Here is a 13,631-nt window from a genome sequence, read left to right as displayed (position 1 = left end):
GTTATGGTGTATCAGTACGCGGCGGTGCGGGCTGCTGCCCCGGGAAGCGCGCGTCCTTGGCCCCGAACCACGCCTCGCGCAGCCCCTGCCTCGGCATGTCGGTCCCCACCTGCGCCAGCTGCCCGACCCAGGCTTCCGACACGCGCTCCACCGTCTCCGACACCCAGCCCGGCGCCTGCTGGTGCGACCAGTTCAGCGGCGAGACGGCGTTGAAGACCAGCAGGAACAGCCCGGCGATCACCAGCGTCTGGGTCGTCCAGCGCAGGTCCCGCGCGGCCAGCCCCTCATCATCAATGGGCGGTCCCGGCGGGAAGGCGAACCGCCCCAGCGCGACCAGCGGATTGGCCCGCTCGACCAGCGGCTCCGGCGCGGTCGGCAGGTCGTGGGCGTCGGCCGACTGTATCCAGTCGCTCGGCGGGTCCTGCGGAACCGGCAGGCTTTCATACAGCGGCGGGAACGGCGACTCCGGTCGATGCGTCGGGAAGGGCTCCAGCGGAACTCCGCCCTGCCCGTTCTGATCCTTCTCGTCGGTCATGCTCGTTCCCAACGCCTCAGAACTGGAAATAGATGAAGGGCGCCACGCCCTCGGGCCGCACGGCCTCGACCAGCAGGATGGCGATCCCGACCAGCACGCCCAGCGTGATCGACGGCGCCGCCTTCAGCCGCTCGGCCACGCCCTCGACCGCGCGCGGCGGCAGCCAGTGCATCGCCAGCCCGCCCATGATCAGCACCAGCAACAGCGGCGTCAGCATCGTCACCGGCCCGATCCGGCCCAGCCCGGCCAGCATCCCCATCGCCAGATCGAAGGTCTCGGCCCGGAACAGGATCCAGCCCAGACAGACGATGTGGAAGGTGATCAGAACCCCGACCGCCGTCGGCATCATCTTGCGGTCCCCGAACACCGAACGGCCCAGACGCTCGACCACCTGCACCCCGCCGTGCAGCGCGCCCCACGCCAGGAAAGTCCACGCCGCCCCGTGCCACAGGCCGCCCAGCAGCATGGTGATGAAGACGTTCAGGCATGACCGGATCAGCCCCTTGCGACCCCCGCCCAGCGGCACATACAGATAGTCGCGCAGCCAGCTGGACAGGCTGATGTGCCACCGCCGCCAGAAGTCCTGCATCGAACTGGCCCGGTACGGCTGGTCGAAATTGCGCGGGAACGAATAGCCCAGCAGGGCCGCGATCCCGATCGCCATGTCCGAATAGGCCGAGAAGTCGCAGTAGATCTGCACCGCATAGCCATAGACCGCCGCCGCGATGTCGATCCCCGAATGCGCCGACGGATCGAAGAAGACCGGATCGACCAGATTCACCGACAGCTCGGACGCGATCACCGTCTTCTTGAACAGACCCCAGCAGATCAGCAGCAGGCCATGCGTCGCCATCTCCCGCGTCAGCCGCGGCGACCGCTCGAACTGGGGCAGCAGGTCCGACGCCCGCACGATGGGTCCGGCCACCAGATGCGGGAAGAAGCTCATCAGCAGCATGACATCCAGCAGGCTCTTCGCCGGCGGCGTCTTCCCGCGATGCACGTCCACGACATAGCTGATGCCCTGGAAGGTGAAGAACGAGATCCCCACCGGCAGCACGATCTCCAGCAGCGGCAGGTCCCGCTCCCAGCCGAACTGCGCCAGCAGATCGCCCGCCTGCTCCACGAAGAAGCCGTAGTATTTGAAGAAGCCGAGGATCAGCAGGTTCACCGCCACGCCCAGCCCGACCAGCCAGCCGCGTTTCGCCTCGACGCCGTCCCGCTCCATCTTGCGCGCGATCAGCGCCGCTATGGCCCAGTTCAGGACCGCCGACAGGATCAGCAGGCCGACGAACCGCCAGTCCCACTGGGCGTAGAAGAACCAGCTGGCCAGCAGCAGGAACAGCTTGCGCCGCCCGTTCTCGCGATCCAGCGACCAGGTGGTGAAATAGACGAACAGGAAGAAGACGCCGAAGGCGAGCGTGGGAAACAGCACTACTCCACGCCCCCCTGCCCAAGGGACTGCCCTGCCTTCCAGCGGTCATAGGCGGCCATCAGGTCGCCCGACAGGATGCCGCCGATCCAGTCGGCCCCCGCGCTCGTGAAATGCACCCGGTCGCCGCGCATCAGGGGCTCGGCCCCCAGCGCCAGACGATCCGCCGAACAGTCTCCCCCCATCCGTCCGTGCCAGTCCCAGAACGCAACGCCCAGATCGGCGGCGACCCGGCGTTGCACATCCCGGACCACCGCCAGCTTCGGCGGCGGCGCCCGCATCCCGTCGGCGCTGCAACCGCCCGTCACGCCGCCGCGCAGCCCGTCCGGCGCGCCCAGCAGCATCAGCGCCGCCCCCGGCGCCAGCCGCCGCATCCGCGCGATCTGCCCGCGCAGCAGCGCCTCATACGCCGCGCCGTCCACCCCGTCGTCGAATCCATCATTGACGCCGTAAGCCAGCACGATCAGGTCCGGCCGCCAGGCGCCCAGTTCCGCCGCCACGGTCGCCTCGTCCCGCGCCGCCAGATCGCGCAGGCTGGCCCCGACCCGTCCCAGATTGGACACCGTCACGCCCCGCGCCGCGCCGGTCAGACGCACCGAGTCGATCACCGCCCCGTCGCCGCCCGCCACCAGCCGCACCGACCGCGTCGGCGCGGGCAGGATCATCTCGCGACAGACCGCGTCACCGCCCCGGCCAAGGTCCAGTTCGCGGCCCACGCCGCCCGCCTCGACCGACAGCACCGATCCGTTGGCCGCTCCGCGCCCGCAGACGCCCAGCACCGTCGCCTCGACGCCCGGCTCCAGATCGAAGCCCATCACCGCGTCCCGCGTGCCCGTCGCCCGCGTCCCCGCCAGACCGGTGCGCGGCGTCGGCGTCCCGGCCGGAGGCTGCAACGGCGCGTTCTCCATCACCCAGCCGCGCTGGCCCACCGTCACCTGATAGGGCGCATAGCCCTCATACGGGACGCCCGGCGGCAGCACGCCCCGCCCCGCCCGTCCGAACCGCCGTTGCAGGTCGACCCGCAGCTTGCCCGTGATCCGGTCGCCCGCCGTGTGACTGTCACCGATCTGCAGGATGTGGACAGGCCGGTCCCGCGTGCCCGCCTCCGTCGCCGCCAGCGCCTCGAACACGCCATCCAGCGCGTCCGGCCGGCACAGCCCGCCCGGACAGACCCCCACACCGGGCTCAGGCGTCGTCTGCGCCACATACGGCGTCTGCGCCACGACCGGAGCCGCAACCGCCATCAGCACCGCGATCAGCGCGCCCTGCGCCGTTTTCATGGTCAGTTCGCTGGCGCGGTCAGGCCCGCATCGCGCTTCAGCCGCTCGGCGACCGGCGCGCTCATCCGCAGGTATCCGGCCATCGACATGTGGATGCCGTCGTTGGCCCGCATCAGCGTCCGCCGTCCCGCGTCGTTCGGCAGATAGGCTTCGTACCCGCCGTCGGCGTTCGAGGTCAGGGCCGTGGTTTCGATCCAGGGCACGCCCAGCGCCCGCATCCGCGCCGACACCACCTCATTGATCAGGGCCATCCGCCCGTCAAAGCTCTCACGCTTCATGCGCGGCAGGCCGACCCAGTACACCGCCACGTCGCGGCTACGCAGCAGCGCGACCAGATCATCCACCCGCTTCGCATAGGCGGCCTTCCAGCCCTCGGTGCCGAAGGCGTGGACCGTGCCGTCCAGCTCGATCCCCTGCGCGTCATTGGTCCCGAACAGCACCACCGCCACATCGACCGGCTCGGCGTCCAGCTGGCCGCGCGTCCTGGCCTGAATGTCCACATAGTCGTAGCGGCTCAGGCCCGTGGAGACCTGCGAGAACTTGCTCACGCTGACGTTCGGCTGACCTTGCAGGTCGCGATACAGACCCGCGTACAGCCCGTCGGCCATCGAATCCCCGAACACGCCGATACGCAGCGATCCCTTGGCGATACGATCCGCGAGCGGGGTCACGGCGGCGCTCACGGGCGCGGGCGCGACCGGCGCAACGGCAGGCGGGGCTTCGGTTTCAGCAGACGGCGGCGCGGACGCCGAGGCCTGTCCGCCCAGCAGCAGGGTCGGATGGCGCATCCAGTCGCGCCCGTCCGGCGTCAACGCCAGACCCGCGATCACGCCGACCACGAACGTCGCCGTCAGTACGTTGATGCCGACCTTCACTCGCCCGCCCCCGGAACTGCGTACCGGACGCTTTTACCCTATCCGCCCCCGCCTGCCATCCGACGCCCGCCTCAGGCGAAGAAAAAGGTTAATGCGTGTTGCGGAAGTCAGCTCGACATGCCCCTCCACCGGAGACTTGACCGGGAACCGGAAGTCGCGATGGTCCCGGCCATGACCGACGCGGATTTGTATTGGGCGCCCCTCCTTGAGTTCAGACAGCAGCATGGGTGCTACGCTCGGCTCGGCTGGCGAGAAGACGGCTCAACCGCCGAGGGGTATTGGGGCCAATCTCTGATAATCCCGGTTCAGGGTTATCTGGAAGCCGGTGCAGGGCCGGAGCCGATAGGACTCGTCGAATGGGTCGAACTGTGCGCCGCTAAGGTGTCGGTTTGGGTTGAGGGATCGGCAAATCCGGTCAGCGGCTCTTTTGGAGGACGCCCGCTCCAGATCGCCGATGCGACCGATGAAGTCCTCGACGACCTTCAAGGACTTCCGCTCGAATGGGAGGTCCTGAACGGCAAACTGCACTTGCCCGGGTTGATCGACAATGAGCCAGTTCGGACGATCCGCTTCAGAAACCCGTACGGGCCAGCCCCGCTTTAGCCGAATGGGGCGATCAGCCCCACTTCGCCTGCGCCCATGAGGCCGCGAAATACCCGGCCACCGCGCAGGTTCCGGTCAGCACCGTCCCCCACGCCAAGTCGATCAGCGTCAGCTTGGTCGACCAGTTGGCCAACGTCGCCTGATTGGTCAGGTCATAGGTGGCGTAGCAGACGAACCCCAGCACGGCCCCGTTGATCAGGGCGCGGGTCCAGTTCCCCTCCTTCAGCGCCGGGGCGATGGCCAGAAACACCGTCGCGCCGATGGAGATCAGATAGAAGGCCACCGCCGCGACCATGTTCGGCTTGTCGGCGAGGATCGGCCCCAGCACCGGCTTGTACAGCCGCTCCGTCATGGTCGTCAGCCACACCGCGTCAATCGCCGCGAAGGTCAGCCCGGCGCCCAGATAGGCGAACAGATATTTGATCACGGTCGCGTCTCCCTTTTGGAAAGAGATACGCGGCGGAACGCCCGTTGGATGCGTCCCCGGCCCTCACCGCTACCATCATCCCCGGCAAGCCACGCAACAGCGCAGACCGGAAGATTATACGAACGCAGCCGTACTCCCCCTCACCCCTGCCGTATCGTTTCGATCGGGTGCGAGTAATAGAATAGGGAGGAGAGGGCTGAGGCCGCCTCTTTTCGGGAGGGTGAGATGCGATTGACGTTGATGGCGCTGCTCGTCGGTTTTGTGGCTTCGGGGTGTGCGAGCTCGCCCGGAACCAGCAGTTCGGAAGTCGCGATGATCCTTTGGCCCCGCACCGATGCGGGCTGCGACTTCGAAGACCCTGACCGAGGCGCGGCCTTGGCCATCAGCACAAGCCCCACCAATACCGCCACCCTTCGTGGACGGGGCCGCGCCACCACGGTTTACGTGGCGCGAAATGTTCAGCTCCTCGAAAGGCCTGTCGACGGGGACCGCCTCTGTCTGACTGTATTGCGCGGTTTGACGTGGGGAGAGAAGGACGCGGTCTTCGGCTTCGACGTTCAATTTCACAACTCGGGCTCCGCCGAGCTCTCCCCCTCCTATGTACGGCTGACCCGCGCGGCGACCGGGACGCGGCGGCCGACGGCTGTGCGCGTCGCCTTCGGATCCGGCAAGGTGACCGGTGGCAGGACTGAACCCGTCGGGTTTGTCGAATTCGATCTGGGCGTGGTCGGCTCCGCAAACGGGGCTCCGGCGCCGGCCGGCGTCGGCGTTCTGTCTATCCCTTCCCCCGGACAAGGCGGACTGACCAGGCTCGTCACCGTGATTGAGGAATCGAACCCCGGATCACCATCGACCCTTTCAAGGGGCATGGTCGATGAAGCCCTCGGCCAAACTGACCGCAGGGACTGAGTTGACGCATGTCGGGCCGATGCGTTCTCAAATCCGCCGTCATCCTCGGGCCTTACCCGAGGATGACGAGAAAAGGGACATAGCCGTGTCCCTGCCGTCGCGGCGCCGCTGGGTCCCGACTTTCGTCGGGATGACGATAGCGGTGGGGAGGTCTACGCCGGCTTCAGCCGATAGTGGGTCACGTCCCAGGTCTTGCCGCCGTCGTTCCCGAACAGGCCCGCCGTCGCCATGTAGAACCGCCGCCAGCGCCGCCGCCACAGCTCGGCGTCCGCGCCATAGGTCTCGCGCATCAGTTCCATCACCCGGTCGGACTGCGCGTCCATGTTCTTCAGCCAGTCATCGGCGGTGCGTTTGTAGTTCACCCCGTTCCAGGTCCACTGCTGCTCGACCTCGAACAGGTCCGGAAACTCACGCATCAGGCCCCGACTGGGCATCACCCCGCCGGTGAAGAAATGCTGGGCGATGAAATCGCCGCTGTCGGTGTGGTCGAACCGGTAGGGCGCGTCCCGGTGGGTGAAGATGTGCACGAACATCCGGCCGTCCGCCTTCAGCCAGCCCTTCGCCCGGGTCAGCAGCGCCCGCCAATTGGCCATGTGCTCGAACATCTCGACCGAGACGATCCGGTCGAACACCGCGTCCGTCTGGAAGTCGTTCATGTCACAGGTAATGACCGTCAGATTGGTCAGCCCCCGCGCCTTCGCCTCGGCCTCTATATGACCGCGCTGGCCGTGGCTGTTCGACACCGCCGTGATCCGGCTGTTCGGATAGCGCTCGGCCATCCACAGGCTCAGCGAACCCCAGCCGCAACCCAGTTCCAGCACCGATTGCCCATCCGCCAGACCGGCGTTCAGACAGGTGGTGGCCAGCGCCACCTCCTCCGCCTGATCCAGCGTCGTCGTGGGATTGGGATAAAGGCAGCAGGAGTACTTCAGCCGCTTGCCCAGACAGATCCGGAAAAACTCGGGCGGCAGTTCATAGTGCTGGTCGTTGGCCGCGTCCGTGTGCTCGGCGATGGCCCGCTCGGCCATCTGTCGGGCGAAGGCGGCCTGATCGTGCGGCCCCTCCCGGTCCAGACGTCTGCGCGCCTCATTGACCAGACTGTCGATGGCGGGCCGCGTCACGAAATCCGGGAACGGCGCGTCCTGCAGATGGCGAATGGCGACATTGGCGATGTTCATGCCCTGCATACGCACAAGACCGCTCATCGGATGCGCCACGCCCTTCGCTTCCGCGACCAACGCCGACACGACCAATTCTGACGCATCGGCCTGCTAGATTAAGCTCGGACGCCCCGGCTCAACTGATAGACGATCACCCGGATAATATTCCGCCCTCCTCCAACCCCCAATTCCCTCAAACCCCCGCCACCACTCGATTTCCGCCCGATCAGCCCCATAGACGACATAGACGGGATAGACGGCATAGACGGTGTATTTGCATCGTCTCCACCGTCTCACCCGTCCCGGTTTTCAGCCCCCGCTCCGCTGATCACCCAAAAGGCTGATCGGCCACACTTGCCCCGCCCGCCCCCTCGCGTTAGGGACGAACCAAGGTCGCCGATATTCATCAGGCGATGAAAATATGAGGAAGCGATGCGGAAGATCTTTCCCGACGTAGCGTCCGCGCTGGACGGCCTGACCTTTGACGGCATGACCGTCATGTCCGGCGGTTTCGGCCTGTGCGGCATTCCCGAGAAGCTGATCGCGGGCCTGCGCGACTCGGGCGTGAAGGGGATCACCGTCATCTCCAACAACGCCGGCGTCGACGGCTTCGGTCTCGGCCAACTGCTGGAGACCAGGCAGATCGCCAGGATGATCTCGTCCTACGTCGGCGAGAACAAGGAGTTCGAGCGCCAGTATCTGGCCGGCGAGCTCCAGCTGGAGTTCAACCCGCAGGGCACCCTGGCCGAGCGCATCCGCGCCGGCGGCGCGGGCATCCCCGCCTTCTTCACCGCCACCGGCGTCGGCACCCTCGTCGCCGAGGGCAAGGAAGTCCGTAACTTCAACGGCCGCGACTACGTCATGGAGACCGGCCTCGTCGCCGACCTCGCCATCGTCAAGGCGTGGAAGGCCGATGGCCGCGGCAATCTCCAGTTCCGCAAGACGGCCCGCAACTTCAATCCGATGATGGCCACGGCGGGCAAGGTGACGGTTGTGGAGGTCGAGCATATCGTCCCCACCGGATCGCTGGACCCCGACCACATCCACACCCCGGGCATCTACGTCGACCGCATCGTCCTCACCGAGTCCGAGAAGCGCATCGAACAGAGGACAGTGCGACAGCGCGAAGCCGTCTAGCAGGGGGTAGGGTGTCGGGTGTGGGGTGTGGGGTGTATGAAATGAATAAGCCACTCTCATCCTACCGCGAGCTGGGCGTCTGGCGAGATGGGATCGCCCTTGTGAAGGCCTGCTACCTGATCACCCAACGCTTCCCAAAGGACGAACTGTTCGGTCTGACATCGCAAATCAGGCGGTCCGCAGTGTCTGTTCCCGCGAATATCGCCGAAGGATACGGTCGGGGGAGCCGCAGGGACTACGTCAGACACCTGATGATCGCTCAGGGTTCGCTGAAAGAGCTGGAGACACATCCCATCATCGCCGCCGAAGTGGATTGCGGCCCAAAGACAGACATCGAGCCGATCCTGACACGTTGCGACCAACTGGGTCGCGGCCTCGGCGCCCTTATCCGCTCGCTTCGAGCAAAAGACGACTGACACCCCGACGCCCGACACCCGACACCCGACACCCCCATTCCCCACAACCCGGATAACCCAATGGCCCGCACTCGCGAACAACTCGCCGCCCGCGCCGCCCGCGAACTTCAGGACGGCTTTTACGTGAACCTGGGCATCGGCATCCCGACGCTGGTCGCCAACTACATCCCGCACGGCATGGAGGTCACCCTCCAGTCCGAGAACGGCATGCTCGGCATGGGTCCCTTCCCTTATGAGGACGAGGTCGATCCGGACCTGATCAATGCGGGCAAGCAGACCATCACCGCCATTCCCGAGAGCAGCTATTTCAGCTCCTCGGACAGCTTCGCCATGATCCGCGGCGGCCACATCAACCTGTCCATCCTGGGCGCCATGGAAGTGGCCGAGAACGGCGACATCGCCAACTGGATGATCCCGGGCAAGCTGGTGAAGGGCATGGGCGGCGCCATGGACCTCGTCGCCGGGGTCAAGCGCGTGGTCGTGGTCATGGATCACGCCAACAAGCACGGCCAGTCCAAGGTGCTGAAATCCTGCACCCTTCCCCTGACCGGCACGGGCGTGGTCAGCCGCATCATCACCGACCTGTGCGTCTTCGACGTCAAGCCGAACGGCGCCGGTCTGGAACTGATCGAACTGGCCGACGGCGTCACCCTCGACGAGGTCGCCGCGAAGACCGAGGCCACCTACACCGTTGCCGACAGCCTGAAGGCGTAGTTAACCTTTCACCCGGCGGGTCGCCCGCGCTCAATCAGCCTTTGCGGCGTAGCGCAATCAAAGAACCCGCGGGGTGGGAGTATCGAGATGGCTGACGGGTCTTATCGCCGACAGGGCAATGCGCCTGCGCCGGACGCCGCACAGGTTGAGGCGATCCATGACGCCTGGCAGGACGATCAGGCCCACGCCTTCGCCGAGCCCGCTCGCGCCTCTGCGGTCGAGAAGATCGAGCGCGCCCTAGCCGCCGCCCGCACCGGCGACCTGACCGAGGCCCACGCCCAGCTGACCCACGCCCGCTCCGTGCTGGAGGGCCTGCGGCCGGAGGCTCTGGAGCCCCGCCGGGGTCTGGCGGGCCTGTTCGACAGCCGGGGCCGCCGCCTCAAGACCTTCCGCGCCGCCTACACCCGCGCCGCCGCCACGGTGGACGAGGTCGGGCGCGAACTGGCGGGCTGGATCGAGGGCGTCGGCCGCCGCTCGACCGCGCTGGACACCATCTGGGCCGAGGCGCGCGACGCCGTGGTCGAGCTCGACGCGCACCTCGCCGCCGCCGCCCGTCGTCTGACCGGCCATGTGCCCGCGCAGGACGAGCCGCCCCACCCGCTGGCGGCGCGCAAGGCCACGCTCGACGCCTGCCGCGACGCCGCCGTCGCCGCCCTGCCCCTGATCCGCAACACCCAGAACACCGACGTCCGCTTCGCCGACCTGCTCAAGCCCTGCGCCGAGGGCGCCGTCGCCTGGCGCGACGACTGGAAGGAGGCGCTGGGTCTTTCAGGGCGCAAGCCCAGAAAGGTCCGCCCGGACCGCGAGCGCCTGCTGCGCCTGCGCGACGACCTCCTCGCCCGCATCGACCGCGCCCTGAAAGGCATCACCGCCGCCCGCGACCGCCGCGCCGACATCGAGGCCCGACTGGCGGGCGTCCGGAACGGGCTTTAGGTGACGATCCTGCCGATCCGCACCAGCGCCCCGCTGGGGTCGCTGACCGCGAACTCATAGGTCCCCCAGGGTTTCAGCCGGGGTTGATCGTCGTTCAGGATCAGCTCCCGAACCCGCTCCGCCACGGCGTCCACGTCTTCCACATAGAGGTACAGCCCCAGAGCGTTGTCCTCGATCCGGGCGGGCCAGCCGGGCGTTCGGTTCAGGTGCAGATGCCAGCCGCGCCCGTCCGACAGGATGCGGTAGTCGCCGTGGTCGCTGACCACCGCCAGCCCCAGCCGCCGGTAGAAGGCTGTGCTGGCCTCCAGATCCCGACAGGGCACGATGGCCGTCACGCGGTGCAGGTCGGTCATTGCGCGTCCTTCTTCGTCCCCGCCCCGAGACCGGCGGCGATCAGCGCCGACCATGCCGCGAACACGCCCGTCGCAACAACAGCCGGGATCAGCCCGAAGCGTCCTTCGCCATGAACCAGCCAGCCCGCCGCCAGCACGGCCGCGGCGAATCCGATCACGCTCGCGATCTTCAGGATCGCCTCCCGCCGGATCATCGACAGCCCCCACAGCGCCATCGCCGCCGCGACCATCACCACACCGAACATCGCGGCGCTCTGGTTCAGGGCGCCCAGCACCGGAAGCTGGATCGCCGCCTCCGGCCGCCCGATCAGCCGTTCCATGGCGAAGCCGTTGACCAGGCCCGAGATGATCAGGGCGATCAGGCCGCCCGTGAACGCCAGTCGCCCCGCCCTCACCGACAGCCGCGCCTCGCCCAGCCAACGCGGTATCACGCTTCCACCCAGCAGGATCAGCAGCAGGCACAGGACCATTCCGCCGTGCACGGCGCTGTTGCTCCAGTCCGCCAACAGCTGGCCGTCATCGGGCCCTCGCAAGGAGGTCGGGTGATGCGACATCAGCAGCGCCGCCCCCACGATCCCCGCCAGCAGCAGGCCCGCCGCCTGCCGTTCCTCAAGTCTTGTCGTGCTCACGATGTCCTCCCGTTCAGCGCCCGAAGGCTGAAGGACCGTCGCAGGCCGTTCGAGAGACGAAACCGGCCCGTCGTCCGCTTCCGGACAATCAGGTCCGATTGTCCGCCATCGTCGCCGTGACCCGGGCATCGACCGTGGCTATCGTGTCCGGATGGACCAGCTGTCGCCCCGCGAACTCGACCGCCGCACGCAGCGGACGCGCAAGGCGATCAGCGACGCCTTCATGGGCCTGATCTTCTCCCGCCGGTACAGCGCTATCCGCACCGCTGATCTGATCGAGGCCGCCGGGATAGGACGCTCAACCTTCTACGAGCATTTCAGGAACAAGGACGACGTCCTCGTCTCCGCCATCGAGCCGCTGTTCACCCCGCTCGCCGATGCAGCCACGGGCAAGGGCGTCGTGGGGTCCGTCCGCTTCGTACTGGAGCATGTGTGGGAGCAGCGCGCCGCCGCCCGCCTGTTGTTCGAACCGCCCATGGCCGGCCGCCTGCAACGCAAGCTGGCGTCCATGATCGAGGAACGGCTCGGAGCGTCCTCTGACGGGGCCCCGAACGCCCTCATCGCCATGGGCGAAGCGGCGGCCATACTCGCCATGCTGCGGATGTGGCTGGCGGGCGAGGCGCGGTGCCCGGCGGACACCCTCGCGCGCCGGCTGATCGTCCGTTAGCCCGCCGGGACGTTCCGGGCGTTCCGGTCCGTCCACTCCACGATCTGGGTGTTCAGATCGCGGCTGGCCTCGTCGAAGGCGCTGATGATGGCGCCGACGCGGTTCTCGGCGGCGGGCTTCTCGACCAGGAAGACCTGCTCGGCCGTCACCGACCGGTCCTCGGCGTTCAGCAGCCTGACGCGGGTGATGATGGTCGCCACCGGCGCCGCGCCCGGCGAGGCGTAGCGCGCCTCGAAGGTCCGCACATCGATGTCCAGCGCCTGTCCCGAGCGGGTCAGCTCACGCGGCCCGACCAGACGCACCCGTTCGGCCTGGGCGGCGAAGGCGCTTTCCAGCGCATCGCTGAACAGGACGTCCGCCGAACTGACCCAGCGCGCGCCCTTGATATAGGCCGCCTCCGTCCCGGTGACGCCGAGGATGCGATCCCCGCGCACCGCCTGGGCGAACTCGGCGCGGCGCATGACGACCTGCACCCCGGCCACCGATCGCTCATTCTGCCCCATGGGCAGGTTGCCGAAGCGGTACAGCTGGACCGGCTCGGGCGTCGACAGCAGCGAGCATCCGCCCAGCAGGGCCACGGCGGCGACCGCGGCGGCGACCTTCAGAATACGCGTCACGGCTGGATCTCCATTTCACGGCTTTCGGGACGGGCGATGAAGTCGCGCGGGCTCGAGCGCACATCGTCGATGAGGGACTGCAGCGAGCGAATGGCGTCGTCCAGCTCGTTGATGGTCTGCTGCAGTTGCGGCAGGCCTGTCGCGGCGAACTCGCCCAGCGGCTGTTCGAGGTTGGTCGCGGACCGGTTGATCGACGCCGCCGCCGCCTTGGCTTCCTCCGCCGCGCTGTTGACGTTGGCGACCGCGCGCGCGCCGTCACCCTCGACCAGCAGTCGGGTGCTGGTGGCCAGCCGCTCGTACTCCGCGACGGCCGAGTTGGCGCGGGTCAGGGCCTGCTCCAGCTGTTCGAACATGCTCTTGCGGGCTTCCAGCTCGCTGGTCAGGGACTCGATGTTCTTCAGGCTGGTCGAGAAGCTGCGGACGTTGTCGTCGGACAGCACCCGGTTGATCCGGTTCAACGCATCCACCGTCTGGGCCAGCACCGTGCCGGAGCCGGACAGCAGTTCCGCGATCGGCGACGGCTGGCTCTGGATCACCGGATAGACGTTGTCCGGATACTGATCCTTGAGGATGGCGCTGTTCGGATCGCCCGCCGTGATCTGGATATAGTTCAGACCCGTGATGCCCTGCGGCTCCAGCTGGGCGCGACTGGTCACCCGCACCGGCGTGTTGGCGTCCACGCGGATGCGCGCGATGACCTGGTCGCCCTTGTTCGGGTCCAGGTTCAGGTCCGTGACCTCGCCGACGCGGATGCCGTTGAAATGCACCTCCCCGCCTTCCGACAGCCCGCGCACAGGCCCGTAGAAGACGATGTCATAGATGTCGTACTCGTTGTTGAACTGGAGGCGGGCCAGCCAGATCGTGAACACGGCCAGCGCCGCCAGTAGGGCGACGGTGGCGATGCCGACGGCGGCGTAGTGGGCGTCTCTTTCCATTGTCCGGCTCTC

17 protein-coding genes are annotated in these 13,631 nt (G+C 67.5%); 7 read left to right on the top strand and 10 right to left on the bottom strand.

Annotated elements, in window-relative coordinates:
* Position 1: 1 nt before the first annotated feature.
* From ACODRV_RS03180 to ACODRV_RS03165, 4 genes are read right to left on the bottom strand one after another with little or no spacing between them, the layout of a single operon-like run.
* Complete coding sequence (locus ACODRV_RS03180) at positions 2–535, bottom strand: hypothetical protein (RefSeq protein ID WP_141626170.1); 534 nt, start codon at positions 533–535, stop codon at positions 2–4.
* 16 nt (positions 536–551) lie between these two features.
* Positions 552–1,967 carry an MBOAT family O-acyltransferase gene (locus tag ACODRV_RS03175; protein ID WP_141626169.1) on the bottom strand — a complete coding sequence of 472 codons (1,416 nt, stop codon included), beginning with the start codon at positions 1,965–1,967 and terminating at the stop codon, positions 552–554.
* Complete coding sequence (locus ACODRV_RS03170) at positions 1,967–3,244, bottom strand: GDSL-type esterase/lipase family protein (RefSeq protein ID WP_488907387.1); 1,278 nt, start codon at positions 3,242–3,244, stop codon at positions 1,967–1,969. Before ACODRV_RS03170 ends, ACODRV_RS03175 begins: the two co-directional genes overlap by 1 nt.
* Before the next feature lie 2 nt (positions 3,245–3,246).
* A complete protein-coding gene (locus ACODRV_RS03165) occupies positions 3,247–4,119 on the bottom strand; it encodes an SGNH/GDSL hydrolase family protein (RefSeq protein WP_488907386.1) in 873 nt (290 codons plus the stop codon).
* 171 nt (positions 4,120–4,290) lie between these two features.
* Between ACODRV_RS03165 and ACODRV_RS03160 the strand changes: the two genes are divergently transcribed.
* Positions 4,291–4,722, top strand: coding sequence for a hypothetical protein (locus ACODRV_RS03160; protein WP_488907385.1), 432 nt, complete (start codon positions 4,291–4,293; stop codon positions 4,720–4,722).
* A gap of 13 nt (positions 4,723–4,735) precedes the next feature.
* On the opposite strand, the gene ACODRV_RS03155 is transcribed toward ACODRV_RS03160, so the two are convergent.
* Positions 4,736–5,149, bottom strand: a complete 414-nt coding sequence (locus tag ACODRV_RS03155) for a DUF2177 family protein (RefSeq protein WP_488907384.1) — start codon at positions 5,147–5,149, stop codon at positions 4,736–4,738.
* A gap of 225 nt (positions 5,150–5,374) precedes the next feature.
* Here ACODRV_RS03155 and ACODRV_RS03150 point away from each other — a divergent pair, with 225 nt between their 5' ends.
* Entirely contained in the window at positions 5,375–6,058 is a 684-nt protein-coding gene (locus ACODRV_RS03150) for a hypothetical protein (RefSeq protein ID WP_488907383.1), read from the top strand.
* A gap of 152 nt (positions 6,059–6,210) precedes the next feature.
* On the opposite strand, the gene ACODRV_RS03145 is transcribed toward ACODRV_RS03150, so the two are convergent.
* Complete coding sequence (locus ACODRV_RS03145) at positions 6,211–7,236, bottom strand: SAM-dependent methyltransferase (RefSeq protein ID WP_488907447.1); 1,026 nt, start codon at positions 7,234–7,236, stop codon at positions 6,211–6,213.
* A 414-nt stretch (positions 7,237–7,650) separates the two neighbouring features.
* On the opposite strand from ACODRV_RS03145, the gene ACODRV_RS03140 reads away from it, so the two are divergent.
* The 4 genes from ACODRV_RS03140 (at position 7,651) to ACODRV_RS03125 (ending at position 10,418) form a co-directional block, all read left to right on the top strand.
* Positions 7,651–8,355, top strand: a complete 705-nt coding sequence (locus tag ACODRV_RS03140; RefSeq protein ID WP_141626164.1) for a CoA transferase subunit A — start codon at positions 7,651–7,653, stop codon at positions 8,353–8,355.
* 41 nt (positions 8,356–8,396) lie between these two features.
* Positions 8,397–8,771 carry a four helix bundle protein gene (locus ACODRV_RS03135; protein ID WP_141626163.1) on the top strand — a complete coding sequence of 125 codons (375 nt, stop codon included), beginning with the start codon at positions 8,397–8,399 and terminating at the stop codon, positions 8,769–8,771.
* Positions 8,772–8,831: 60 nt separating this feature from the next.
* Complete coding sequence (locus tag ACODRV_RS03130) at positions 8,832–9,485, top strand: 3-oxoacid CoA-transferase subunit B (protein ID WP_141626162.1); 654 nt, start codon at positions 8,832–8,834, stop codon at positions 9,483–9,485.
* Positions 9,486–9,572: 87 nt separating this feature from the next.
* Positions 9,573–10,418: a toxic anion resistance protein gene (locus ACODRV_RS03125; protein WP_488907382.1), complete on the top strand. Its 846-nt coding sequence runs from the start codon at positions 9,573–9,575 to the stop codon at positions 10,416–10,418.
* Here ACODRV_RS03125 and ACODRV_RS03120 read toward each other — a convergent pair.
* Positions 10,415–10,771 (bottom strand): VOC family protein, encoded by a 357-nt coding sequence (locus ACODRV_RS03120; protein ID WP_488907381.1) that lies wholly within the window; start codon positions 10,769–10,771, stop codon positions 10,415–10,417. The genes ACODRV_RS03125 and ACODRV_RS03120 overlap by 4 nt on opposite strands.
* Entirely contained in the window at positions 10,768–11,400 is a 633-nt protein-coding gene (locus ACODRV_RS03115) for a hypothetical protein (protein WP_488907380.1), read from the bottom strand. The genes ACODRV_RS03120 and ACODRV_RS03115 overlap by 4 nt, the downstream gene beginning before the upstream one ends.
* Positions 11,401–11,551: 151 nt before the next feature.
* On the opposite strand from ACODRV_RS03115, the gene ACODRV_RS03110 reads away from it, so the two are divergent.
* Entirely contained in the window at positions 11,552–12,067 is a 516-nt protein-coding gene (locus ACODRV_RS03110) for a TetR/AcrR family transcriptional regulator (protein ID WP_488907379.1), read from the top strand.
* Here ACODRV_RS03110 and ACODRV_RS03105 read toward each other — a convergent pair.
* Entirely contained in the window at positions 12,064–12,684 is a 621-nt protein-coding gene (locus tag ACODRV_RS03105) for an ABC-type transport auxiliary lipoprotein family protein (protein WP_240811745.1), read from the bottom strand. The two genes, ACODRV_RS03110 and ACODRV_RS03105, sit on opposite strands and share 4 nt — an antisense overlap.
* Positions 12,681–13,619, bottom strand: a complete 939-nt coding sequence (locus tag ACODRV_RS03100; protein ID WP_488907378.1) for an MlaD family protein — start codon at positions 13,617–13,619, stop codon at positions 12,681–12,683. Before ACODRV_RS03100 ends, ACODRV_RS03105 begins: the two co-directional genes overlap by 4 nt.
* Positions 13,620–13,631: the final 12 nt, after the last annotated feature.

It is taken from the genome of Brevundimonas sp. FG8 (assembly GCF_057808845.1).
Note: the sequence above shows the minus strand (reverse complement) of the source record. Positions and strands in the feature narration are given on the sequence as shown.